The organism is Salinicola socius (assembly GCF_001937195.1).
Lineage (GTDB): Bacteria > Pseudomonadota > Gammaproteobacteria > Pseudomonadales > Halomonadaceae > Salinicola > Salinicola socius.
In genome coordinates this window covers 158,079-181,710 of record NZ_MSDO01000002.1, presented here as the reverse complement: position 1 = coordinate 181,710, position 23,632 = coordinate 158,079, and the positions used below count along the sequence as shown (strand labels likewise).

General features: G+C 63.1%; 21 protein-coding genes. 6 read left to right on the top strand and 15 right to left on the bottom strand.

The window, feature by feature from the left end; all coding sequences use genetic code 11:
- Positions 1–4 precede the first annotated feature (4 nt).
- The 9 genes from BTW07_RS02540 to BTW07_RS02500 all read right to left on the bottom strand — a co-directional run bounded on the left by BTW07_RS02540 (position 5) and on the right by BTW07_RS02500 (position 8,721).
- Entirely contained in the window at positions 5–625 is a 621-nt protein-coding gene (locus tag BTW07_RS02540; protein WP_075568581.1) for an NUDIX hydrolase, read from the bottom strand.
- 136 nt (positions 626–761) lie between these two features.
- A complete protein-coding gene (locus BTW07_RS02535; RefSeq protein ID WP_110661463.1) occupies positions 762–1,514 on the bottom strand; it encodes a hypothetical protein in 753 nt (250 codons plus the stop codon).
- A 371-nt stretch (positions 1,515–1,885) separates the two neighbouring features.
- Positions 1,886–2,869 (bottom strand): class 1b ribonucleoside-diphosphate reductase subunit beta, encoded by a 984-nt coding sequence (gene nrdF, locus BTW07_RS02530; RefSeq protein WP_425272017.1) that lies wholly within the window; start codon positions 2,867–2,869, stop codon positions 1,886–1,888.
- Positions 2,870–2,929: 60 nt separating this feature from the next.
- On the bottom strand, positions 2,930–5,107 hold the full coding sequence (gene nrdE, locus BTW07_RS02525; protein WP_075568579.1) for a class 1b ribonucleoside-diphosphate reductase subunit alpha: 2,178 nt from the start codon (positions 5,105–5,107) through the stop codon (positions 2,930–2,932).
- Entirely contained in the window at positions 5,089–5,493 is a 405-nt protein-coding gene (gene nrdI / locus BTW07_RS02520; RefSeq protein ID WP_075568578.1) for a class Ib ribonucleoside-diphosphate reductase assembly flavoprotein NrdI, read from the bottom strand. Before nrdI ends, nrdE begins: the two co-directional genes overlap by 19 nt.
- A gap of 79 nt (positions 5,494–5,572) precedes the next feature.
- Positions 5,573–5,797: a glutaredoxin-like protein NrdH gene (gene nrdH / locus BTW07_RS02515; RefSeq protein WP_071230919.1), complete on the bottom strand. Its 225-nt coding sequence runs from the start codon at positions 5,795–5,797 to the stop codon at positions 5,573–5,575.
- Positions 5,798–6,207: 410 nt separating this feature from the next.
- Positions 6,208–7,110: a phosphogluconate dehydrogenase (NAD(+)-dependent, decarboxylating) gene (gene gnd, locus BTW07_RS02510; protein ID WP_075568577.1), complete on the bottom strand. Its 903-nt coding sequence runs from the start codon at positions 7,108–7,110 to the stop codon at positions 6,208–6,210.
- A gap of 124 nt (positions 7,111–7,234) precedes the next feature.
- Entirely contained in the window at positions 7,235–8,443 is a 1,209-nt protein-coding gene (ubiM, locus tag BTW07_RS02505; protein ID WP_075568576.1) for a 5-demethoxyubiquinol-8 5-hydroxylase UbiM, read from the bottom strand.
- Positions 8,444–8,532: 89 nt separating this feature from the next.
- Positions 8,533–8,721 carry a hypothetical protein gene (locus BTW07_RS02500; RefSeq protein WP_075568575.1) on the bottom strand — a complete coding sequence of 63 codons (189 nt, stop codon included), beginning with the start codon at positions 8,719–8,721 and terminating at the stop codon, positions 8,533–8,535.
- A gap of 328 nt (positions 8,722–9,049) precedes the next feature.
- On the opposite strand from BTW07_RS02500, the gene BTW07_RS02495 reads away from it, so the two are divergent.
- On the top strand, positions 9,050–9,514 hold the full coding sequence (locus BTW07_RS02495) for a DUF2501 domain-containing protein (protein WP_075568574.1): 465 nt from the start codon (positions 9,050–9,052) through the stop codon (positions 9,512–9,514).
- 102 nt (positions 9,515–9,616) lie between these two features.
- Here the strand turns inward: BTW07_RS02495 and BTW07_RS02490 are convergent, their stop codons facing one another.
- On the bottom strand, positions 9,617–10,510 hold the full coding sequence (locus BTW07_RS02490; RefSeq protein WP_075568573.1) for a LysR substrate-binding domain-containing protein: 894 nt from the start codon (positions 10,508–10,510) through the stop codon (positions 9,617–9,619).
- Between the two features lie 108 nt (positions 10,511–10,618).
- Here BTW07_RS02490 and BTW07_RS02485 point away from each other — a divergent pair, with 108 nt between their 5' ends.
- The 5 genes from BTW07_RS02485 (at position 10,619) to BTW07_RS02465 (ending at position 16,226) form a co-directional block, all read left to right on the top strand.
- Positions 10,619–11,596, top strand: coding sequence for a TDT family transporter (locus tag BTW07_RS02485; protein ID WP_075568572.1), 978 nt, complete (start codon positions 10,619–10,621; stop codon positions 11,594–11,596).
- Between the two features lie 36 nt (positions 11,597–11,632).
- Complete coding sequence (locus tag BTW07_RS02480; RefSeq protein ID WP_244158296.1) at positions 11,633–12,733, top strand: serine hydrolase domain-containing protein; 1,101 nt, start codon at positions 11,633–11,635, stop codon at positions 12,731–12,733.
- A complete protein-coding gene (locus BTW07_RS02475) occupies positions 12,730–14,337 on the top strand; it encodes a gamma-glutamyltransferase family protein (protein WP_075568571.1) in 1,608 nt (535 codons plus the stop codon). The genes BTW07_RS02480 and BTW07_RS02475 overlap by 4 nt, the downstream gene beginning before the upstream one ends.
- Positions 14,338–14,357: 20 nt before the next feature.
- Positions 14,358–15,290 (top strand): 2-hydroxyacid dehydrogenase, encoded by a 933-nt coding sequence (locus BTW07_RS02470; RefSeq protein WP_075568570.1) that lies wholly within the window; start codon positions 14,358–14,360, stop codon positions 15,288–15,290.
- A gap of 123 nt (positions 15,291–15,413) precedes the next feature.
- The gene (locus BTW07_RS02465) at positions 15,414–16,226 is read left to right on the top strand and encodes an HAD-IIA family hydrolase (protein ID WP_075568569.1); all 813 of its coding nucleotides are present in this window, start codon (positions 15,414–15,416) and stop codon (positions 16,224–16,226) included.
- An 82-nt stretch (positions 16,227–16,308) separates the two neighbouring features.
- Here BTW07_RS02465 and hemG read toward each other — a convergent pair whose 3' ends face one another.
- The 5 genes from hemG to betC all read right to left on the bottom strand — a co-directional run bounded on the left by hemG (position 16,309) and on the right by betC (position 23,448).
- Positions 16,309–17,736: a protoporphyrinogen oxidase gene (hemG, locus tag BTW07_RS02460; RefSeq protein WP_083941434.1), complete on the bottom strand. Its 1,428-nt coding sequence runs from the start codon at positions 17,734–17,736 to the stop codon at positions 16,309–16,311.
- Positions 17,737–17,839: 103 nt separating this feature from the next.
- Positions 17,840–19,183, bottom strand: a complete 1,344-nt coding sequence (locus BTW07_RS02455; RefSeq protein WP_208605360.1) for an aryl-sulfate sulfotransferase — start codon at positions 19,181–19,183, stop codon at positions 17,840–17,842.
- Between the two features lie 252 nt (positions 19,184–19,435).
- Complete coding sequence (locus BTW07_RS02450) at positions 19,436–20,077, bottom strand: cysteine hydrolase family protein (protein WP_075568567.1); 642 nt, start codon at positions 20,075–20,077, stop codon at positions 19,436–19,438.
- Positions 20,078–20,160: 83 nt separating this feature from the next.
- On the bottom strand, positions 20,161–21,750 hold the full coding sequence (locus tag BTW07_RS02445) for an ABC-F family ATPase (protein WP_075568566.1): 1,590 nt from the start codon (positions 21,748–21,750) through the stop codon (positions 20,161–20,163).
- A gap of 183 nt (positions 21,751–21,933) precedes the next feature.
- Positions 21,934–23,448, bottom strand: a complete 1,515-nt coding sequence (gene betC, locus BTW07_RS02440) for a choline-sulfatase (RefSeq protein WP_075568565.1) — start codon at positions 23,446–23,448, stop codon at positions 21,934–21,936.
- Positions 23,449–23,632: the final 184 nt, after the last annotated feature.

Below are 23,632 nucleotides of genomic sequence, written 5' to 3'. Positions count from 1 at the left end.
TCTCTCAATCGATCAGCGCCGGGCGCCGGGGATCGGCGTGAAATTCGAAGGCATCAAAGATGTCTCGCGCGATGACTCGGGGCTCGGAAAGCGGCGGCAGTTCATGGGGAGAAAAGTAGGCCGCATCGTGTACTTCATGACCGGGATCGAGCGGCGCCCCGTCGAGCCGCTCGCAGAGAAAGAACAGCTTGTAGAAGTCGAGCACGTCGGCCGGATAGGCATGCCTGGCCTTGTGACGGATGGCGTAGAGGCGCTGGATCCCGACCTTGACCCCGGCTTCCTCCCACACCTCCTTGACCGTGTTCTCGCCAGCCGACAGCCCGATTTCGGCGTAGCCGCCGGGCATCGTCCAGCGTCCGTCCATCTTCTCTTTCACCAGCAGGATCTTGCCCTCGTCGATGATCGCCGCGCGCACGTCGATCTTGGGCGTGACGTGCCCCTCCCCCTCGCCCAGCGCCAGATTCATCCGGCCGATGGGGATATCGCCCAGCGCCGCCATCATCGATGTCGATATCTCGGCGATCTCTTCATAGCGTTCGCGATCGAACTTGTCGCGACAGTAATGCAGGCCGGTATCGGCAAGGGCCGACAGCCGCTTGGCCCAGGCGAGCCATTGATCTTCCATGAGACGGTTCCGATCGCAGAGGGTGAATGACGATGTATCTCCACCTAAAGACTAACAACTGCTGCGGGAGACGTCAGGCTACGGCGCACGAAAAAGCCCTTCCGAAGAAGGGCTCGTGTCGTCAGGACAGTCGGCATCAGCCAGCCTTGGGTGCCTCGCCTTCCGACTGCGGGCCACCCTTCGGGCCGCGCGGCGGCTTCGTCAGTGCTTCGAAAGCGGTGACCTGTTCGTCGTCGAGCACCGAGGCGAGTGCGCTATGGCGCTGTTCGAGAAGTTGCTTGAACTGCGCACCGCGCAAATCCCGTGATGGGTCGTCGCCCTTCATATCGGAGCGCTTCATCTGATGCAGCCCGTCGAAGAAGGTGCGCTCGGCATTCAGCACCTTGGCACTCTGCTCCTGGCTAAGATCCCAGGTCGCGAACAGCGGCGCATAGCGCTGCTCCAGTTGCGCCGTCATGCGCTCCGGGTCCATCTTCGGACCACCGTGATGACGCATCATCGAAGGCCGCGGACGCTCCAGCATCTGGTAGGCGTGCAACTGCTCGTCGGTCAGCACATCCGCCAGCTGCTCACGCTGCTGCTCGAGCAGGGATTCCATCGCGGCGCGGCGCTGCTCGGGCGCAACCTTGTTGTCAGCACCATCGGCGTCTGCACGCAGTTGCTGAAGACCGGCACGGAACTCGCTGTCGGCCCGAGCCAGACTGGCCAGTTTGTCCTCATCGAGGTGCCAGCTGGCGACCACGGCGTCCTTGAGCGGATTGCCGTGCGTCATCCGTGCCTCGTGAGGTGCGGACTGCCTGGGTTGTTCAGTAGAGGCAGCCATGGCCAGCGGTGACAGGGTGGAAGCGGCGATGGCCAGCGCGATGAGTGACTTTTGATGAAATTTCATGACTTCGACTCCGGTTGCGCACCGAGACGCGGTGCAGGAGCACTATCTCGTGGCTTCGTGCAGGCAGTGTGCAGTGAGCATGGAAGGGTGAATCATCGAATCGGCAAGTGATGAGATCCACCACTCGCACCGTCGCTGCCAACAGGCATAAAAAAACCGCTCTTGTCGGAGCGGTTCTTCAAGGCGCAATTGAGAATGGCTGCAATAGCTCGGGAAGTGCTGAATAAATCGACGAGCGGGTTAAAGCACAAGGCGTACGGAGCACAGGATCCGGAGCCTATGGGGTATAGGTGAGGATTCCGATCGGACCGGCGCCCCGGCACCGCACAACGCAGTGATTTTCCCGCGCAGACATTTAGTCAGTGCTTCCCTCAGAACGCCCAGTCGTCGTCTTCCGTGCTGACCGTCTTGCCGATGACGTAGGAGGAGCCGGAGCCGGAGAAGAAGTCGTGGTTCTCGTCGGAGCCGGGCGAGAGCGCGGCGAGAATCGCCGGGCTGACGTCGGTGACGCTGGCCGGGAACAGCGCTTCGAAGCCCAGGTTCATCAACGCCTTGTTGGCGTTGTAATGGAGGAACTTCTTGACGTCTTCGGTGAAACCGACGTCGTCGTAGAGCGCTTCGGTGTACTTGACCTCGTTGTCGTAGAGCTCGTGGAGCAGCTCGTAGGCGTAGATCTTGACCTCTTCCTGACGCTCCGCCGGCAGCTGGGCCAGTTGGCGCTGGAACTTGTAGCCGATGTAGTAGCCGTGGATCGCCTCGTCACGAATGATCAGGCGGATCAGGTCGGCCGTGTTGGTCAGCTTGGCGCGGCTCGACCAGTACATCGGCAGGTAGAAGCCGGAGTAGAACAGGAACGACTCCAGGAACACGCTGGCGATCTTGCGCATCAGCGGGTCCTCTCTGCGGTAACGCTCGAGAATCAGCTCCGCCTTCTTCTGCAGAAACGGGTTCTCTTCGCTCCAGCGATAGGCGTCGTCGACATCGCGGGTAGTACACAGCGTCGAGAAGATCGAGCTGTAGGAGCGCGCGTGAACCGACTCCATGAAGCTGATGTTGGTGAACACCGCCTCTTCGTGCGGGGTGATCGCATCCTCGATCAGCACCGGCGCGCCGACCGTGCCCTGAATGGTGTCGAGCAGCGTCAGACCGGTGAAGACGCGGATGGTCAGCTGCTGTTCATGCTCGGTCAGCGTGTTCCAGGCCGGAATGTCGTTGGAGAGCGGGATCTTCTCCGGCAGCCAGAAGTTGCCGGTGAGACGATTCCAGACCTCCAGGTCCTTGTCGTCCTGAAGACGGTTCCAGTTGATCGCGTCGACCCGGTTCAGATGACGGGCGGCAGAGGTGGGCATATCCATGAGAGTGCTCTCGTTCGGTTGGCGCCGGAGTGCCCCCGGCGCGTTCAAACAGATTCAGGCTTACAGCGTGCAGGAAACGCAGCCCTCGACTTCCGTCCCCTCGAGGGCGGCCTGACGCAGACGAATGTAATAGATCGTCTTGATACCCTTGCGCCAGGCGTAGATCTGCGCCTTGTTGACGTCGCGGGTGGTCGCCGTGTCGCGGAAGAACAGCGTCAGCGACAGGCCCTGATCGACATGCTGCGTCGCCTCGGCGTAGGTGTCGATGATCTTCTCCGGACCGAGCTCGTAGGCGTCCTGATAGTATTCCTGGTTCTCGTCCGTCAGGTACGGCGCCGGATAGTAGACGCGCCCCAGCTTGCCTTCCTTGCGGATCTCGACCTTGGCCGTCACCGGGTGAATGCTCGAGGTCGAGTTGTTGATGTACGAGATCGAACCGGTCGGCGGGATCGCCTGCAGATTGCGGTTGAACAGGCCATGAGCCATGACCGAGGCCTTCAGCTCGCGCCAGTCGTCCTGGGTCGGAATGGCAATGCCACTCTTTTCGAACAGGCCACGCACCTTCTCGGTCTTGGGCACCCACGCCTGCTCGGTGTACTTGTCGAAGTACTCGCCGCTGGCATAGGTCGACTGCTCGAAACCGGCGAAACGCTGATTGCGCTCGATGGCAATGCGATTGGACGCCCGAATGGCATGAAACGCGATGGTATAGAAGTAGAGGTTGGTGAAATCCAACCCTTCCTCGCTACCGTAGAGAATGTGCTCGCGCGCCAGATAACCGTGCAGGTTCATCTGTCCCAGGCCGATGGCGTGAGACTTGGCGTTGCCTTCGGCGATCGACGGCACCGAGGTGATGTTGCTCATCTCGGAGACCGCGGTCAGCCCGCGAATGGCCGCTTCCACCGTGGTGCCGAAGTCCGGCGAGTCCATGGCCTTGGCGATATTGAGCGAACCCAGGTTGCAGGAGATGTCTTCGCCGATATGGCGATAGCCGAGATCGTCGTCGTACTCGGTCGGCGTGTTGACCTGCAGAATCTCCGAGCAGAGATTCGACATGTTGATCCGGCCGTGAATCGGGTTGGCACGATTGACCGTGTCTTCGAACATCAGATACGGATAGCCGGATTCGAACTGCAGCTCGGCGATGGTCTGGAACAGCTCGCGGGCGTTGATCTTCTTCTTGCGGATACGCCCGTCGGCGACCATCTCCTCGTACTTCTCGGTGACGCTGATGTCACCGAACGGCACGCCGTAGATGCGCTCCACGTCGTAGGGCGAGAACAGGTACATGTCCTCGTTGCGCTTGGCCAGCTCGAAAGTGATGTCCGGCATCACGATGCCCAGCGACAGCGTCTTGATCCGGATCTTCTCGTCGGCGTTCTCGCGCTTGGTGTCGAGGAACCGCAGGATGTCCGGGTGGTGCGCATTGAGATAGACCGCCCCCGCGCCCTGGCGTGCGCCCAGCTGGTTGGCGTAGGAGAAGGCATCTTCCAGCATCTTCATGATCGGGATGATGCCGGAGGACTGATTCTCGATGCGCTTGATCGGCGCGCCGGATTCCCGCACGTTGGAGAGCGAGAACGCGACGCCGCCGCCGCGCTTGGAGAGCTGCAGCGCCGAATTGATGGAGCGCCCGATCGACTCCATGTTGTCTTCGATACGCAGCAGGAAACATGACACCAGCTCACCGCGCTGACGCTTGCCGCAGTTGAGGAAAGTCGGCGTCGCCGGCTGGAAACGGCCGTGGATGATCTCTTCCACCAGCTGCCTGGCCAGCGTTTCCTCGCCACGCGCCAGGCTCAGCGCGACCATGCAGACGCGGTCCTCGAAGCGTTCGAGATAACGCTTGCCGTCGAACGTCTTGAGCGTGTAGCTGGTGTAGTACTTGAACGCGCCCAGGAAGCTCTGGAAGCGGAACTTCGCTGCGTAGGCCTGATCGAACAGCGCCGAGACGAAGCCGAAGTCGTACTGATCCAGGACCTGCTGCTCGTAGTAACCCTCTTCCACCAGGTAGTCGAGCTTTTCCTTCAGCGAGTGAAAGAACACCGTGTTCTGGTTCACGTGCTGCAGGAAATACTGACGCGCCGCTTCTCGATCGCGGTCGAGCTGCAGACGGCCGTTGGCGTCATACAGGTTCAACATGGCGTTGAGCGCGTGATAGTCGAGCGCCTTGGCGTTATGTTCGGCGCCGGCGGCGGGTCGCGCTACCGTACCGGTATCTAGGCTGAGCGTTTCCAAAATTCGGTCACTCCTGCGAGGACTCGATGGACATCTTCGACGGTGCCCATCAGTTCAAAGCGATAGAGAAGCGGTACCTGACACTTTTGCGCAACGACTCGCCCGGCCAGGCCGAAGGACTCGCCGAAGTTGGTGTTGCCGCCGGCGATCACGCCGCGAATCAGGGACCGATTGTGTTCGTCATTCAAGAAGCGAATGACAGGCGCCGGCACCGCAGAACGCGGATCGCCGTCACCATAGGTCGGTACAACGAGAATATAGGGTGCTTCAACCCGCAGGGGTGGGTCGCTTCGGTTCAGCGGAATCCGGCTTGCCGATAAACCCAGCTTTTCGACGAAGCGACGCGTATTGCCTGATTTGGTCGAGAAATAGACCAGTTCAGCCATGACGGTCTCCTGCGCCCTGCGCGATATCGACAGCGCGGATCGAGAACCGCGCTAGCCGAAGAATTTCAAAAGGATCCGATCAGGCAACCAGCGTGCTGATCTTGTCCGGGCGGAACCCGGCCCAGTGATCTTCACCCGCGACCACGACCGGCACCTGGCGATAGCCCAGATTCTGGACGCGCTGCATCGCATCGGCGTCCTGTGTCAGGTCGACCACGGTATAGTCGATGCCCTGCTTGTCCAAAGCGCGATAAGTGGCGTTGCACTGAACACAGGCAGGCTTGCTATAAATCGTGATGCTCATGGTAACCATCCTTCACAGAAAAAGACGCCATCGATGACCGATGGTGCAGGCTTGGGCGACGTGGGAATCACGCTTTCTGACCGTGCCCGCCGCTTCTGGAAAACACTATATATGGTAGCCATGCGATTTTCCAAGCATAGATGTGCTCTTTTTCTGTAAACATCCTGTGGATAATTTTGTACCCTCGTAGAGCCCGCATGGTAGCCGGCCTCCCGCCCTGTCAAGGGTAAAAAGGTGCTACCCCGAGGCGCGAAAACGCGCCGATGGCTTGTGCCGATCGACGCGTCGCAACACACCATCTGGTAGAAAAAGCAGACCGGCCTGGTAGTGAAAAAAGTCGATCTGATAGCGACAGAGGATCGACAGGGAAGTGGCAAAACGACGATGCGCCAGCCACCGCGGATCGCGGATCAGCCCTTCTTGATCGCGTGCCCACCAAACTCGTTGCGCATGGCAGACAGCAGCTTATCGCCGTAGGAATCCTGCTCGCGGGATCGCAGGCGCTCGAGCAGCGACAGCGTGATAACCGGGGCGCTGACGTCGAGCTCGATCGCCTCGGCCACGGTCCAACGCCCCTCGCCGGAATCCGACACGAAAGGGGCGATGCCTTCGAGCGACGGATTCTTCGCCAGCGCGTCGGCGGTCAGATCGAGCAGCCAGGAACGAACCACACTGCCATGACGCCAGATGTCGGCAATCTGGTGCAGATCGAGATCGAAATCCTTGCGCTCCATGATCGCAAAGCCTTCGGCATAGGCCTGCATCATGCCGTACTCGATGCCGTTGTGGACCATCTTGGTGAAGTGGCCCGCGCCGTTGGGACCGACATGCCCCCACCCCTTGTCGGCCGCTGGCGCCAGACTCTCGAACAGCGGCTTGAGCGATTCGACGATCGCCGTCTCGCCGCCGACCATCATGCTGTAGCCCTCCTGCAGACCCCAGACGCCGCCGCTGGTACCGACATCGACGGCATGAATCCTGTGTTGGCGCAACGCTTCGGCCCGACGCACGCTGTCCTTGTACATCGAATTGCCGCCGTCGATCACGATGTCATCCTTCGACAGCAGCGGTTCGAGTTCAGCGATGAGCTTGTCGACCAGCGTCCCGGCCGGCACCATTAGCCAGACGATTCGAGGCGATGGCAATGCGTCGATGGCCGCCGCCAGCGATGCAGACGGCTCGATACCTTTCTCCGCCGCTTTCGTCATCGCTTCCTCGCTAGGATCGTGACCTACCACGCGGTGCCCGCCGCGCACCAGACGCTCGGCCATGTTGGCGCCCATGCGCCCGAGTCCCACCATTGCAAGATCCATACGAACTCCTCTTGAGAGAGATAGGCGTCGTTTGAGAGAGAACGGCGTCGTTTGAGAAGGCGTCGTGTGCCGAGATTCGCCCCGCGCTCGGCGCCTGAGGGTACTGCGTAAGGCAGGATTGCCGCTAGCCGATCGATCGGGTCAGGTGACTCGCGATCAGGCGCTTGGCCGGCCAGGCCGCTTCACCAGCCCGCAACACTGCCTTTCGCAACCATTTGGCTGGCGTTCGATCGTCGGTATAGAGCCCGACAATGGCCAACGTCGCAGCAAACAGCGGCGCCGTCGCCAGACGCTGCTCGCGCTGATAGCGCCTGAGCAGCGTGGGCGAGGCGATATCCTGTCCTGCGGTGCGCGCTTCGCCGATCAGCTCCGCCAGCCGTGACAACCCCTGCAGTCCGAGGTTGAAGCCATGCGCGGTGACCGGATGCATGCCCACCGCGGCATCGCCGATCAGCGCCTGACGATGGCCGATGAAGCGTTCGGCGTAGACGCTGACCAGCGGATAGCGATGCGGCTCTGCGATACGGCGCATCGCACCCAGCCGACCGCCGAAGCGACGGGTGATGTCGGCATCGAATGCCTCGTCGCTCAACGCCAGCTGTTGCTCCATTGCCGCAGGGGACAGTGTCAGCACCAGCGACGAACAGTGGGTGTCGACCGGTAACAGCGCCAGCGTCTGACCGTAGCCGAACCACTCCCATGCCGTCTGATCGTGAGGTTGGTCGTGATGCATTCGGCATACCAGCATCTGCTGACCATGCTGATGGATATGGGCGGGAATGCCCATGGCGCGACGCGTGGTGGAAAAGCGACTGTCAGCTGCCACCAGCAGCGAAGTCTGAATCCGCTCGCCGCTGGCGAGAACGATGTCGACCTCGCCATCGTTGGCCTGAAAGCGCGCGATCTGTTGCTGGTCGCGCCACAGCACTGCGCCGGCGCCCGTCGAGGTATTCTGCAGTGCCGCATGGGCGGCCCGCCGGATCACCTGGTTGGGCACCAGACAGCCTAGCGGCTCTTCAAGAGACGCCTGCGGCGCGATCTGCATCGCGAACAGCGACTGACCATCGAAGACCTTGGCGGCACGCATGCGGGCGCGTTCGGCGGGACCGACCCGCGACCACACGTCGAGCTGATCGAGAATCTGCTGAGAGGCCCGAGTCAGCGCGATCTCTCGCCCGTCGCTGGCCGGTTCCGCCATCGCCGACCGCGGCTGGCGATCGATCAGCATCGAACTCACACCCTGTCGCGACAGCGCATTGGCGAAACACAGACCGATCGGCCCGGCCCCGACGATGACCACATCGACCCGGGTGGTGGGGGTTGAATCATCCATTCGTGCCGCTCCCTAGCGTCAATGGGGCGTAACCGTAACGGAAAAAGGGGTCACGGCGAAGCACCGCCCATGGCACTTGACGCACACGCTCAATGCTTCTCGTCGAAAATCTTGGTGTGACCCAGCTTATCCTTGAAGATTTTTTCCTCGAATTCCACTTCCAGGTGCTTGTCACCCCTGCGCCCAAGACGATGGTACTCCAGACCGCTGAAGCTCAGCTCCAGCTCATCGTCGTACTCCTCGAGCAATTTTCTGAATTCGCCAACGGTAATAATCATGACATCTCCTTTATCGAGGGAACGTCGAAGTCCTTCCGACACTCCAAGCCTAGACCATGACGCCGGTTTGGGATGTCGTCTTCGGCCAATGTGATCTGCCGAAAATCGTCTCGCCAGGTCCGTCACTGCCACTCATGGTTACCCTGGGCGCTGTCTGAAAAGTCGACGAGCGAAGGCAAGACCGGGACGCGTAGCTAACAGTTTTCAAACAGTGCCTAGCGTAGGACATCGCTAGGGTGGCGTCCCATCACCCAGTGGTGACATCCGCGGATCGTTTCACCGAACCCTCGTCTGCAGGGTCTCTTTTTCAGCCAGGAGTGTTTAGTCCATGAATTTTCGTTTTCTGTCCGCCGCCCTGTTGACCGCCTCGATAGCCGCTTCACCGATGGCCTCGGCCTTCAGCTTCGACAGCGTCAAGAAAAACGCTGGCGAAATGATGTCCGGGCAGTCCTCGCAGAGCACCGGGACCGCCGGTGGCGCCTCACTGCTCAGCTCGCTGGGCTCCGGCTCCATGAACCTCGGTAGCATGCAGAACGTGGCCGGTGTTCTCGGCTACTGCCAGGATCAGGGCTATGCCGAAAGCACCACCGACAAGGTCAAAAGCAGCCTGCTCGACAAGATCGGCGGCCAGCGTCAGGCCGAGAAAAGTGACGGCTATCAGCAGGGCCTGAGTGGACTGCTGCAGGGCGGCAGTGGCCAAACCTTCAGCCTGACCAACCTCAAGGAGCAGGTAGGCAAGAAGGCTTGCGGCATGGTCGCCGACAAAGCCATGTCCTCTTTCCTCGGCGGCTGATACCTGGTGTCGGATCGCCTTTTGTGGAACCGGCCCCCGAGCTCATGGCGTCATGCACCCGGGACGTCCGTCGAGGGGCCATGCCTGTCGTTGCTCGAGCCTTCAGTCATCGCGCCTGTCGCCACGCGCCAGACAGAACGCGATGAATCGTTCGAGCAGCGGGCTGCGATACTTATCGCGATGCAGCACCAGGCTGAATTCCCGCGTCATGTCCAGATCCAGATCGATCTCGACCAGGCGACCGTCCTTCAGCGCGTGATGCGCTTCCAGCGCCGACAGGCAGGTCAGCCCGAGTCCGGCCGCGGCGGCATTGATGATCGCCTCCGCCGAGTTGACCTCCAGACTCAGCTCCCACTGCGGCAGTCGTGGCGCGATGAAACGCATGAACTGCTCGCGCGTGCCGGATCCCGGTTCACGCAGCAACCAGCCGAACTCGGCCAAGGTGCCGATCTCAACGCGGGCCTGCTGCGCCAGCGGATGGTCGCGGGAAGCCGCCACCAACATCCGGTCGCGACGCCACGGCAGCACATGGAAACGCTCTCCCGCGACGCGGCCTTCGATCATCCCGACGTCCAGCTCGAACGCCTCCAGTGACGCGCAGATCGCCGCGCTGTTGGCGATGGTGACCCGTTGATCCCGATGCCCGGTGTCGAGACGGAAGTCCCGCAGCAGCGTCGGCAACAGCTGATGGCCGATCGTGTAACTGGCACCGATATGGAGACGCCCGCCGAGCGCGTCGTTGTCGAACAGCTGTTCGATTGCGGCGTTGCGGGCCAACAGTTCGTCCGCCATCGGCAGCAGCCGCCGCCCCTGATCGTTGAGGTAAAGCCGGTTACGGTGACGATCGAAGAGAGTGCGGCCGCACTGCTTCTCCAGCTCTGCCAGCGCGATGCTAACCGCCGGCTTGGTCAGAAACAGCCTCGCCGCCGCTGCCGTCAGCGTCCGCTCCCGCGACACCGCGACGAAGACCTGTAGTTGCCGAAACGTGATTGCCATCGCTCTCGCCGAGGTTAAATTTCGTAAAACGAATGGTGAAAAAAGTTAAAATATAACGATAGCGCTAAATGCCATAAGGTGTCTCCACCGATCTCGAGGAGAACGCCAATGATCCCCCTGTGCCAGCGGCTTCAGACTGCCCCCACTCCGATGGCCGGCCTGGCGCTGGGTATCTCCAGCCTGGGCTGGAGCTGGGAGAGCTTCGCCTCTTTCGGCGGGTTCGCCCAGCTTGCCGGCGCGACCGTCGCCTCCTTCCTGCTGCTGCTTCTCGGCGCCAAGTTCATCCTCCATCCTCGCCTGCTGTGGGCAGACCTGGCGCACCCCGTGGTCGGCAGCGTCGTGCCGACGTTCGCCATGGCGCTGATGGTGGTGTCGAAAGCCGCCGGGGAGTGGCTGATGCCAGCCGCCGGGGTCACGCTCTGGCTGGTGGCGGTGGCGCTGCATCTGAGTTTTCTCGTTGCTTTCGTGGCGCACCGCGCCAAAGCCTTCGAGCTTCACCACATGGTGCCGGCCTGGTTCGTACCGCCGGTAGGGATCATCGTCGCCGATGTGGCTGTTCCCGGCGTCGCGGCGCTGCACCCGCTGGCCGTCGGCCTGCTCTACCTGGGCATGGGGCTCTACGCCATCCTGCTGCCGGTGATGATCTATCGGCTGATCTTCGCCGGCGAGATCCCCGATCCAGCGAAGCCGACCATCGCCATCATGGCGGCACCGGCCAGCCTGTCGCTGGCCGGTTATCTCACCGTGATGGCCGAACCGTCGCCGCTGATGATCGCGCTGCTGGGCGGCATCGCGGTGCTGATGACCCTGATCATCTATCTGGCCTTTTTCAAGCTGCTGCGCCTGCCCTACAGCCCGGGCTACGCGGCGTTTACCTTCCCCATGGTGATCGGTGCCACGGCGCTTTCGAAGACCGCTGCGTGGATGCAGAAGGAAGGTTTCAGCGCGCACGATGTCGCCATCGTCCACGGCCTGGCGACGCTGGAAGTCATCGTCGCCAGCGTCATCGTCGGTTACGTGGCCCTGCGTTATCTCGACTTCCATCTCTACGCCGGACGCGAGCGCGCCACGCCCGGCACCGTGTGACGCGCACTGCATGACGGCATGGAAGAACCCGGTTGCATGCGCCAGACTCAACGCATGCCGATTTCCCGCTCTCTCCGCCCCTTTTCCGTCGCCGCCCGGTTTCGCTGGCGGCTTGTTGCCATCAGCCTGATGCTGACGGCGCTGTCGCCGCTGGTCACGGCAGACACGTTGTCCGAAGACGCTCTGCCCGAGGCCACTCGCGATGACGTCACGACACGCGCGCGTGACCTGCCGCGCAGCCACACCCTGCTGGTCGCCATCGACGGCGAAACCGTGATCGACGAAGGCTTTCGCGGCCACGCGACCGACGAGACGGCCAACATCAAGTCGCTTTCCAAGACGCTGATCTCCGCCCTGGTGGGTGCCGCCATCGACCGTGGCGTGATCGAGAGCGTCGATCAGCCGGTGGTCGAGCTGCTGGGCGACCGGGTTCCCGCGGACGTCGACCCACGCGTCAGCGACATCACCGTCGGCAACCTGCTGTCGATGCAGGCTGGGCTGGAACGCACCTCCGGCGGTAACTACGGCGCCTGGGTGGCGAGCTCGAACTGGGTCGCCGATGCGCTAGAGCGACCCTTCGTCGCCGAACCCGGCGGTCGCATGCTCTACTCCACCGGCAACAGCCACCTGCTCTCCGCCGCGCTCACCGAGGTCACCGGGCGCAGCACACTGGCGCTCGCGCGAGACTGGCTGGGCGCTCCGCTCGGCATCGCCATTCCACCGTGGACAAGGGATCCGCAGGGGATCTACTTCGGCGGCAACGAAATGGGCCTGACCCCGCAGGCGCTGTTGCGCTTCGGCGAGATGGTCCGCCAACGGGGTCGGCGCGACGACCGGACAGTGCTCTCCGCCGACTGGATCGAGCGCGCCTGGCAGCCGCGCACCCGCTCGTTCTTCAACGGCGACGACTACGGCTACGGCTGGTTCATCACTCGCATCGCCGACCGCCCCGTCTATTACGGCTGGGGATACGGCGGCCAACTGCTCTACGTCATCCCCTCCCGTGCCATGACCGTGGTGATGACCTCGGATCCGACGCCACCTTCCCGCGGCAGCGACTATCTGGACGACGTCGAGGCACTGATTGCAGAATTGATCGAGGCAACGAATCCGTCCGACCCGGAACCTTCCCCATGACACTTTCCGATCGCGAGGGCGACAACTGGACCCTCACCACGCCCGCCGCACGCTCCCGCAATGGCGTGGTGGCGGCGCAGCATCGAATCGCCGCGCAGGCCGGAGCGGCCCAGCTCGACGCCGGGGGCAACGCCGTCGATGCCATCGTCGCCACCGCCTATGCGCTGAATGCCGTCGAACCGTGGATGAGCGGACTTGGCGGCGCGGGTTTCATGGTGATCTGGCTGGCCAAGGCGCAGCGCGCCGTGGCGCTGGATTTCCAGGGCGTGCTGGCCGGCGACACGCGGCTCGAGGATTACCCGGTCGATCCGTCGCTGCCGGCGACGCCGATGGGGTTCCCCGGCGTGGTCGACAATGCCAATATCGAAGGCTATCGCTCGATCACCGTGCCCGGCGCCGTGGCCGGGCTCGATCACGCGCTCACCCGGTATGGCACGAAGCGGCGTCCCGAAGTGATGGCACCCGCAATCGCGCTGGCCGAACGAGGTCTGGATGTCGACTGGTTCACCAGCCTGCAGATCGGCGTCTGCGCCAGAACGCTGGCCCGCGACCCGGTATCGAGTTCGATCTATCTGCCCGGCGGACACCCGGCGACGCCGGAGAGCCGGCTGCGCATTCCGATTCTGGCCGCGACCCTGCGCGAGATCGCCGAAGGCGGCAGCGAGACTTTCTATCGCGGCGCGCTGGCCGAGAAGATCGTTGGCGATCTGCAGGCCGGCGGCTCGCGCATTTCGCGGCAGGATCTCGCTGCCTACGAGGTGTTCGAATATGCCCCCATGGCCGTCGGGCATCGCGGCTACACGCTCTACACGCCGGGAGCGCGCTCCGGCGGCCTGCGCCAGCGCGAGATGCTGGCGCACGCGCTGGCGGCGATGCCGATCCCGCCGGAAAGGCCGACACCGGAGACCTGGCGGGTTTACGCCGAAGCGCTGGAGCACTGTTGGAAGCGGCACAAGATTCGCAACGGTGTCATCACTGAGCAGGGCGCCTGCACGTCATCGATGTCATCGGTGGACGCCGAGGGCAACATGGTGGCGCTCACCTACACCCTGCTCAACCGCTTCGGTTCCGGCGTCACGCTGCCCTCGACCGGCATGCTGATGAACGACAGCGTCAGCTACTTCGACCCGCGCCCCGGCTACCCCACCACCATGGTCGGCGGCAAGCGTATCAACTCCTCGAACATGTGCCCCACGGTGGCCGTGAAAGACGGCGAAGCGCGATTCTCGGTGGGCGCCTCCGGCGGCAATCTGATCATGCCGGCGGTGACCCAGGTCGCAGCGCTGATGATGGATTTCGGCATGTCCGTGGAAGAGGCGATACACCATCCGCGTCTCGATGCCAGCTTCCGGGGTTCTGTGCGTATCGATCCACGTTTCAGTCCCGAGACGCTGGCGACACTGGCCAAGCGTTTCGAACTGGAGATCGCCCCGCAACGGGTGTTCCCCAAACTCTACGCCTGCGTCTCGGCGCTCTCGCGTGACCCGGCCACCGGCGAATGCGTGGGCCTGAACGACCCGACGCAGCCGGTTGGCGGCGCCGCCACGCCGGCACCGTTTCAGCTCGAACCGCTCGGCGATGACGAGCCGGCCGTGCGCCCCTGATTCACTACCAGGATGTCGACATGTCTATCGTCGTATCAATACCGGGTGTGGATAAAACACACTGGTGGGTCGAGCAACTTCAAGTCCTGCTCCCGAACTGGACGATCCGCCCGATCGATGATCCGGGGGACGCCGAAGCGGTCACCTATGCCGTGGTATGGAAACCGGCGACCGGCGCCTTTCTGGCCTTCCCCAATCTCAAGGCGATCGTCTCGCTGGGAGCGGGTATCGATCACGTGCTGGCCGATGCCGAGCTGCCGCGCCGGATGCCCATCATCCGCACCGTGGGCACCGACCTGACCCAGCGCATGCGCGAGTACGTGGCGCTGCACGTGCTGCGTCACCATCGCGATATGCCGACGATCGCCGCCAATCAGCGCGAGCGGCGCTGGAAACCGCTGGTGGTGCCGCCCGCCACCGGTCGCACCGTCGGCGTCATGGGGCTGGGCAATCTCGGTGGCACGGCCGCCTCGACGCTGGCCGCGCTCGGTTTCGAGACGCTGGGCTGGTCGCGCACCCGACACGATATCGAGGGTGTCACGACTCACGCCGGGAAGGCCGAGTTCGATGCTTTTCTCGCTCGCTGCGAGATCCTGGTTTGCCTGCTGCCGCTGACCGAGGCGACGACAGGCATACTCGATGCCAGGCTCTTTGCCCGTCTGCCCCGAGGCGCGAGCGTGATCAATGCCGGGCGCGGCGCCCACCTGGTCGACGACGATCTGCTCGCCGCGCTGGAGAGTGGACAGCTGTATCACGCCACGCTGGACGTCTTCCATCTCGAGCCGCTGCCGAGCGAGCATCCGTTCTGGACGCATCCCCAGGTCACGGTGACCCCGCACATCGCCTCGCTGATCGATGCCCCTACCGGCAGCCGCATCGTCGCCGCCAATATCGAGCGCTTCGAGGCCACCGGGCATGTCGAGGATCTGGCCGATGCCGGGCGCGGCTATTGAGTCGGCAACACGGATAAAGAGTTGTCGTACACCTCGTCCGCACGCTGAGGCGACAACTTGCTAAACTGATCGGACAGGCGATTCGATATCGTTCTTCTCTTCACGCGCACGCTAAGGGGTCACATGTCCAGCCATAAAGAGGCCAGCAAGAAAGACAACACCGCGAGTCGCCGCAACATCAAGTCCTGGTTGACCGACATGGACGGCGTCCTGGTTCACGAGAACAAGGCCATCCCCGGCGCCGCGGACCTGATCAATCAGTGGCGAGAACGGGAGATTCCGTTCCTGGTGCTGACCAACAACTCGATCTACACGCCTCGCGACCTCAGCGCTCGCCTGCGGCAGAACGGCCTGGAGGTTCCCGAGGACAAGATCTGGACCTCGGCGCTGGCCACCGCGGCGTTTCTACGCGATCAGGCGCCGGGCGGTTCGGCCTTCGTCGTCGGCGAGGCGGGATTGACCACGGCGATCCATGAAGCCGGTTTCATCATGACCGATACCAAGCCGGATTATGTCGTGCTGGGCGAGACTCGCTCTTATTCTTTCGAGGCGATCACCAAGGCGATCCGTCTGATCATTCAGGGCGCGCGTTTCATCTGTACCAACCCCGACGCCACCGGACCCAGCCAGGAAGGCGTGCTGCCGGCCACCGGTGCCATCGCGGCGCTGATCACCGAAGCCACCGGTCGCAAACCCTACATCGTCGGCAAGCCCAATCCGATGATGTTTCGTTCCGCGCTGAACAAGCTCGGCGTCCACTCGGACAGTGCCGGCATGATCGGCGACCGCATGGACACCGATATCGTTGCCGGTATCGAGGCGGGCATGCACACGGTGCTGGTGCTGAGCGGCATCGCCGACAAGGCCGAGATCGAGCGCTATCCGTTCCGGCCCAAGGAGATCATGTCATCGGTGGCCGACCTGGTAGACAAGTAGCCCGATAGACAAGAAGCGGGGCGGCGACCGGCGCCGCCCTCGCTCATCTCTGCCGCTTACCTCTGCCGCTTACCTCTGCCGCTTACCCCTGCGCCGACAGCCGCTCACCGAGCAGCCGGCCGTTCTCGAGACAGTCCCCCACTGCGATACCGCCCCGCCAGTTGCCGGCCAGATGCAGTCCGGGATATGTCTCGAGCGCGAGATCCAGCGTCTCGAGTCGCGCCAGATGCCCCAGCTCATACTGCGGAATGGCCTGCGGCCAACGCGTCACCTTCTGCCACACCGGTTCGCCGCGAATGCCCAGCAGGTCACGCAGATCGTCAAGCACCCGCGCCACCTGCGTCGCATCGTCCCCGGCCGCCGCTTCCGGGCTCTGACGCCCGCCGATGAACACGCTGAGCAGCTTGTGGCCGGCCGGTGCGCGATTCGGAAACAGCGTCGACGAGAACAGCGCCCCCAGGGTGCGACGACGCTCGCCGCGTGGAATCAGCATGCCGAATCCATCCAGCGAATGCGCGACATCCTGCTCGCGGAAACCCAGCGCGATGGCGTTGACCGGCGGATAGGCGATCGCTGCCAACGGATCGGCCAGCGACTCGTCCAGCGGTCGCAGCAGTTGCGCCGCCACCGGCGCGGGTACCGCCAGCACCAGCGACTCGGCTCGCCACTCCCCCCCCTGATCATCTACCACGACCCACTGCTCGCCTTCACGGCGCAGGCTACGTATAGAGCAATCGGTATGAATGGCGGCCGTCGGCTGGGCCACGATACGCTCCGCCAGCCGATCGGCAAGATGCTGCAGGCCCCGGGGGAAACTCACCAGCTTGCCGCGCCATTCGGCCGGCACGCCAGCGGGATCGCGGCGCGCCTGACGCAGACGCTTGACCACGCCGATGATCAGCGAGCGATGTTCCTGTTCGATGGCGGCCAGGCGCGGCATGGCGGCCTGCACCGACAGCTGGGCCGGATCTCCCGCGTAGACGCCGGAGACGAAGGGATCGACCATCCGCGCCAGGATCCGAGGGCCGAGTCGCCGCTCGACGAAAGCAGCCAGCGTCTCTTCGCGGGCGTTGCGCCGGGGCAGAAAGGGTTCGCGCGCAAGGCGCGCCCAGCCACGCCATCCGATGAGTGGACTGGTCAATGCCTCGAGCGGTGTCATCGGCAGCGCAACGGGGCGGCCGTTCAGTACCACGTAACGCTTGTTGGCAATGGCGTTGGCTGGCTGGGCCTCCCCGAGCAGACCGAGTTCGTCCAGCAGCGCATGGAGCGGCGGCTTCATGATCACGGTATTGGGGCCGTGCTCGATCTGCCATTCGCCATCGCGCTCGGTATGCAGGTTGCCGCCAACCTGGTCGTTGCTCTCGAGCACGGTGACGCTCCGGCCGCGCTTGGCCAGCGCCCAGGCCGCCGCCAGGCCGGTCGCACCGCCGCCAATGATCAAAGTGGCGGGTGGCGTCTCGGGACGGGCATGGGGGGTCGCGCTCAAGGCGTCGGGGACGTGGCTGGACATGGTCGCTCGTGCGAGGAAATGGGTTACGCAGTCTACGCAGACCTCACGTCATCTGCATCCGGCCAACGTGCGACAGCTTGCCGTCACGCTGGCCGCTCCGGGGTTATTCGTTGCCGGGTTGGTCAGACTCGCCCGGATGACAGCCGGGCGCCGCCACATAGATGTCGCAGTCCGGCATCACCGAGTTCTCGGTGTGGGGCGTCCCGTCCGGTGCCCAGTCGTAATCCACCAACTGCGCGCGGTAGACCTGATTGGTGACGTAGTCGTCGCTCGGCATCGACTTGCCGAAGAACGGGCTCACGTACTCCCACACGATATCGCCTTCCGGCGTGACCTGAAACAGCCGGCCGTTCTGGCCCTCGTCGATTAGCGTATTGCCGTTGGGCAGCCGACGCGCACTCGAGATGAACGAGCTGTAGAACGTGTAGGGCGAACGCCCCGACATATTGCCGGTGTACTGCCACACGATCTTGTCGCTGCTCGGATCGACCTCGATCACGCGGGAGGACGAGAAAAACCCCTGCCTGGAGGGCGGAAAGCCGGCATTGCCCTGGTTGTCGAAGATCAGCAGATTGCCGGCGCCCGGCAGACCCTCGGGGATGAAGTGCGCGTCATGCGAGCCCACGGTCTGATCCACGGGGCGGCCAAGCTTGCCATTGAGCTGCAGGGCCGGCAGATCGGGGCCGATACGCCAGACGATCTCGCCGCTCTGCCTGTCGACGATGAAAGTGACGTTGGCGTTGCGCGAATTGACCAGGATATTGTCCGGCGCAAAGCGCTCGTCGCCAGCGTCGTACAAGCGGTTGGGCCCCACCGGTACGGCCGTGTTCAGATGCAGGAAGTCGGGATCCTCGGAGTCCTTGAGCGCGCGCAGTCCGGCGTCGGAAAACCCCATCTCGTCGAGATGATCGCCTGACTTCCACTCCCATACCACCCGGCCCTCGTCATCGACCTCCTCGATACCGTTCTCGATGATCGGATAATCGAAGCCGTTGAGTTCCCGCATCTCGGCGGTCATCACCAGGTTGTTGCCGTTGGGCAGGCGGCGCATATCGTGATGCTGGTAGACCGGATCCTGCTGGCTGCCCCACTGCCACTTGACCTCGCCGTCCCAGTTAACCTCCGCCACGGAGGCATTGGTGAGACCGTTGCCGGGACTGGCGTGCTCGGGGAGCTTGTCGGCCCTGGCCAACTGCACCAGCAGATGGCCTTTTTCGCCGTCGGCCTGGTCGGCGGAGAGCGGAATGGGCGGGAAGCTCTCGTAGTCCCAACGGTGCACTTCGTTGCCGTTCATATCGATCAGGTGGGTCTTGCGATCGCCGCCGGGGAACAGCACGAAGCCGTTGTAGGCCCGCTCGGGGTCGTAGTAGGTGGTGCCGGTGGGAAAGCTGCTGGGCAGGGCAAACGCCGTGGTCGCCGTTGCCGTCAACAGGGCACCCAGTAACATCGAAACGGATCTTGCCGGTGACATCATCGCTCGTCGCTCCTTCGTCGAGTCCCGCCGTGCGCGGGTCTGGCCGGCACTGCGGTGTCGGCGATATCCACCTGGCCGATGATGAAAGTCGTTGATCGCCATCGGCTCTACGGTGGACCTTTGAGATAGGCCTTTACGTTAGACCTTTACGATAGACCTTTACGATAGACCTTTACGTAAGACCCTGGCGACGGCGTTTCTCTCCCTGCCCCGGAACATTCGCGGCTATGCGACGCCGGGCAGCAGTCCGGCGAACTCGGCGGTCGTCATCGGCTTGGAGAACATCGGATAATCGTAGGCGATCGCAGCATCGTGCTCGGCCTCGCTGGTGGCGGCAACGGCGTCGGTCAGCGTCAACACCTCGAAACCTTTCTCGTAGCCGGAACGCATGGTCGATTCGACACAGCAGTTGGTCAAAAAGCCAGCCAGGGCAATCGTTTCGATGCCCTTGCTGCGCAGGATGAAATCGAGATTGGTCGAGGCGAAGGTGTCCAGCCCGCGCTTGCCTTCGATGACGATGTCACCGGGCTGCGGCGTGAGTGCCTGGCAGATTTCGGCACCCCATTCACCTTTCACGAACGCACTGCCCTTCACCACCCCCGCCAGAATGCCGTAGGGCCGGGCCGTGATCTCGCCATACCCCGGCGCGAACTGAATCGGCGCATGGAGAATGCTGACGCCCGCGGCACGCGCTCTGGCGACCAGATCCCGGGTCTTGGCCAGCATGTCATTGCCCGCCATGACCTCTTTCACGGCGTCGTGAAGGGCGCCGCCTTCGGAGGTGAAATCGTTCTGGAATTCGATCAGCACCAGGGCAGTCCTGGCGGCATCGAGTGTTCTGGCGGGATGGGCTGGATGGGCTGACATGACGGGGCGCTCCTGAACGGGAATGGGCTCGCTGTCATTCAGCGTAGCCCATACCCGGCCGGAGAGCGGTCTCGAAACGAACGCTAGCCGTACACGCCCTGACTGCGCAGATAGTCGTCGTAGTTGCCGCTGAAATCGACGATGCCGTCCTCTTTCATCTCGATGATGCGCGTCGCCAGCGAGCCGACGAACTCCCGATCGTGACTGACGAAGATCAGCGTGCCGGGATAGTTGTCCAGGGCCAGGTTGAGCGCCTCGATCGACTCCATGTCGAGGTGGTTGGTGGGCTCGTCCATTACCAGCACGTTGGGCTTCTGCAGGATCAGCTTGCCGAACAGCATCCGACCCTGCTCGCCACCGGAGATCACCTTGACCGACTTGCCGATGTCATCGTTGGAGAACAGCATCCGCCCCAGCGCACCGCGTACGGTCTGCTCGCCTTCGGTGGTCCACTGGCGCATCCAGTCGAACAACGTGTCACCGCTTTCGAAATCGGCGGCGTGGTCCTGAGCGAAGTAACCCACTTCCGCGGCGTCGGTCCACTTCACCTCGCCGGCGTCCGGCGTCATCGTGCCGACCAGGCAGTTGAGCAGCGTGGTCTTGCCGATCCCGTTGGGGCCGATGATCGCGACCCGCTCGCCGGCCTCGATCTGAAGTCCCAGGCGGTCGAACAGCACATTGTCGTCCCACGCCTTGGAGATTTTTTCCGCCGTCAGCGCGTGCCGATGGATCTTCTTGCTCTGCTCGAAGCGAATGAACGGGCTGACTCGCGAAGAAGGCTTCACTTCGTCCAGCTGAATCTTGTCGATCTTGCGCTGGCGCGAGGTGGCCTGCTTGGCCTTGGACGCATTGGCCGAGAAGCGGCTGACGAACTGCTGCAGCTCGGCGATCTCCGCCTTCTTCTTGGCGTTCTCGGAGTGCAGGCGCTCGCGAGCCTGGGTCGCGGCGATCATGTACTCGTCGTAGTTGCCCGGGAACAGACGCAGCTCGCCGTAGTCGAGATCCGCCATATGGGTGCAGACGCTGTTCAGGAAGTGACGATCGTGAGAGATGATGATCATCGTCGAACTGCGCGCCCGCAGGATCTCTTCCAGCCAGCGGATGGTATTGATATCCAGATGGTTGGTGGGCTCGTCGAGCAGCAGTACATCGGGGTCCGAGAACAGCGCCTGCGCCAGCAGCACGCGCAGCTTCCAGCCCGGCGCCACCACGCTCATCGGCTGGGTGTGCTGTTCGAGCGGAATGCCCAGCCCCAGCAGCAGCTCGCCGGCGCGGGATTCGGCGGTATACCCTTCGAGTTCGGCGAAGCGCACTTCGAGATCGGCGACCTTCATGCCGTCCTCGTCGCTCATCTCCGCCTGGGAGTAGATCCGCTCGCGTTCCGCCGCGACTTCCCACAGCTCCTCATGCCCCATGATCACGGTATCGATCACGCGCTCGTTCTCGAACGCGAACTGGTCCTGGCGCAGCTTGCCCAGTCGCGTGGTGGCATCCTTCATCACTTGACCGCCGGACGGCTCCAGGTCGCCCCCCAGGATCTTCATGAAGGTGGACTTGCCGCAGCCGTTGGCGCCGATCAAGCCGTAGCGATGACCACCGCCGAATTTGACGGAAACGTTCTCGAACAGCGGCTTGGGGCCAAACTGCATGGTGATGTTGGCAGTAGAGAGCACAGCGGGGAATCTCGCGGGAAACGACGTGAATGAAACGACGACAGGATGAATAGCACGACGCAAGCCGAGGCGAGCTCGACTGGCGTCTTGGACGTTCGTATAGATGGATTATACGCGGATGCAGTGCCCGCTCATACGGCGCGAGCGAAATGATTGCCGCCTCGGTCTGATGCAGCCGCCGTTTCACTCGCCCCGCGGGAAGCGCTGGGACTCCTCGACGATGTTGAGATCCATGTGGTTGCGCATGTAACGCTGGGAGGCATCCTGCAGCGGCTGGTGATCCCAAGGATAGTAGTGTCCGTTGCGCAGCGCTTCGTAGACGATCAGGCGCTGCGCCTGGCTCTCCCGAACCTCGGCGTCGAAACGCTGCATGTCCCAGCGCTCGCGGACCTTGGCCTGGAATTCCGCCAGCGTCTCGGCATAGTCCGGGTCGTCGGCCAGATTGCGGGTCTCGTGCGGATCGGCCTCGAGATCGAACAGCTGCGGCGGATCGATCTCACAGTGATTGAACTTCCACTGGCCCTCGCGAATCGTGACCAGCGGCGCCTGGGTGCCCTCGGCGGCGTACTCCATGTAGACCGGCGTCTCGCGGCTGCCGCCACGCGCCAGAGGCAGCAGCGACTCGCCATCGGTCCAGGGTTCGACTTCGGAGAGATCGATGCCCACCAGATCGGCCAACGTGGCATTGATGTCGATGGTCGACACGGGCGTCTCCACCGAACGCGGCTCCAGTCCCGGCGCGGCGATCATCAGCGGCACTCTCGAGGAGCCCTCGAACGGGCTCATTTTGAACCACAGCCCCTTCTCGCCGATCATGTCGCCGTGATCCGAGGTCACCACGATGATGGTGTCGTCGAGCATCCGGGTCCGTTCCAGCACGTCCAGAATCGAACCGACCTTGTCGTCGATATAGGAAATATTGGCGAAATAACCGCGCCTTGCCCGGCGCACGTGCTCGGGCTGGATATCGAACTTTGTGTAGTCGTTGGCCTCGAAGACCCGCTGGCTGTGCGGATCGAGTTCGTCGAAGGGCACCACACCCTGCTCCGGATCGAGATGCTCGCAATCCTCGTACAGATCCCAGAATTTGCGCCGCGCCACGTAGGGGTCGTGGGGGTGGGTGAAGCTCACGCACATCGACCACGGGCGCGCGTCATGCCCGCGAGAGAGATCGAACAGTTTCTGCTCGGCGTGAAAGGCGACTTCGTCATCGTACTCCATCTGGTTGGAGATCTCGGCGACACCGGCGCCGGTGACCGAGCCCAGATTGTGATACCACCAGTCGATGCGCTCGCCGGGCTTGCGATAGTCCGGCGTCCAGCCGAAGTCGGCGGGATAGACGTCGGTGGTCAGGCGCGTCTCGAAGCCGTGCAACTGGTCCGGCCCCACGAAGTGCATCTTGCCGGAGAGACAGGTCGAGTAGCCGGCGCGACGCAGATGATGGGCCCAGGTCGGCACCGCGGAGCGGAATTCGGCGGCGTTGTCGTAGACGCCGGTGCGCGACGGCAACTGGCCCGACATGAAGGCCGCACGACCCGGCGCGCACAGATAGCTCGGCGTGTAGGCGTTATTGAAATTCACCGCCCGCCTGGCCAGCTTCTTCAGATTGGGCGCGTGCAGAAAGTCCGCCGGCCCATCCTGAAACAGCGTGCCGTTCACCTGATCGGCCATCAGCACCAGAATATTCGGTCGCGTCATGCTCCCTCCCTGCGTCGTTGGATTGGGCGTTCGAGATACGCCCCAGCTTGCGCGCCAGACAAGGACTGGCGCAAACGATCAATTCGACGCCTGAGGCCAAGCGAAGCTTGGGCTGGTTTCCGCTCGCGCTATCGCCACCCGCTCCTGCCGCAGAGACCTCCTCGATGTCAGTGGATCTTCACCC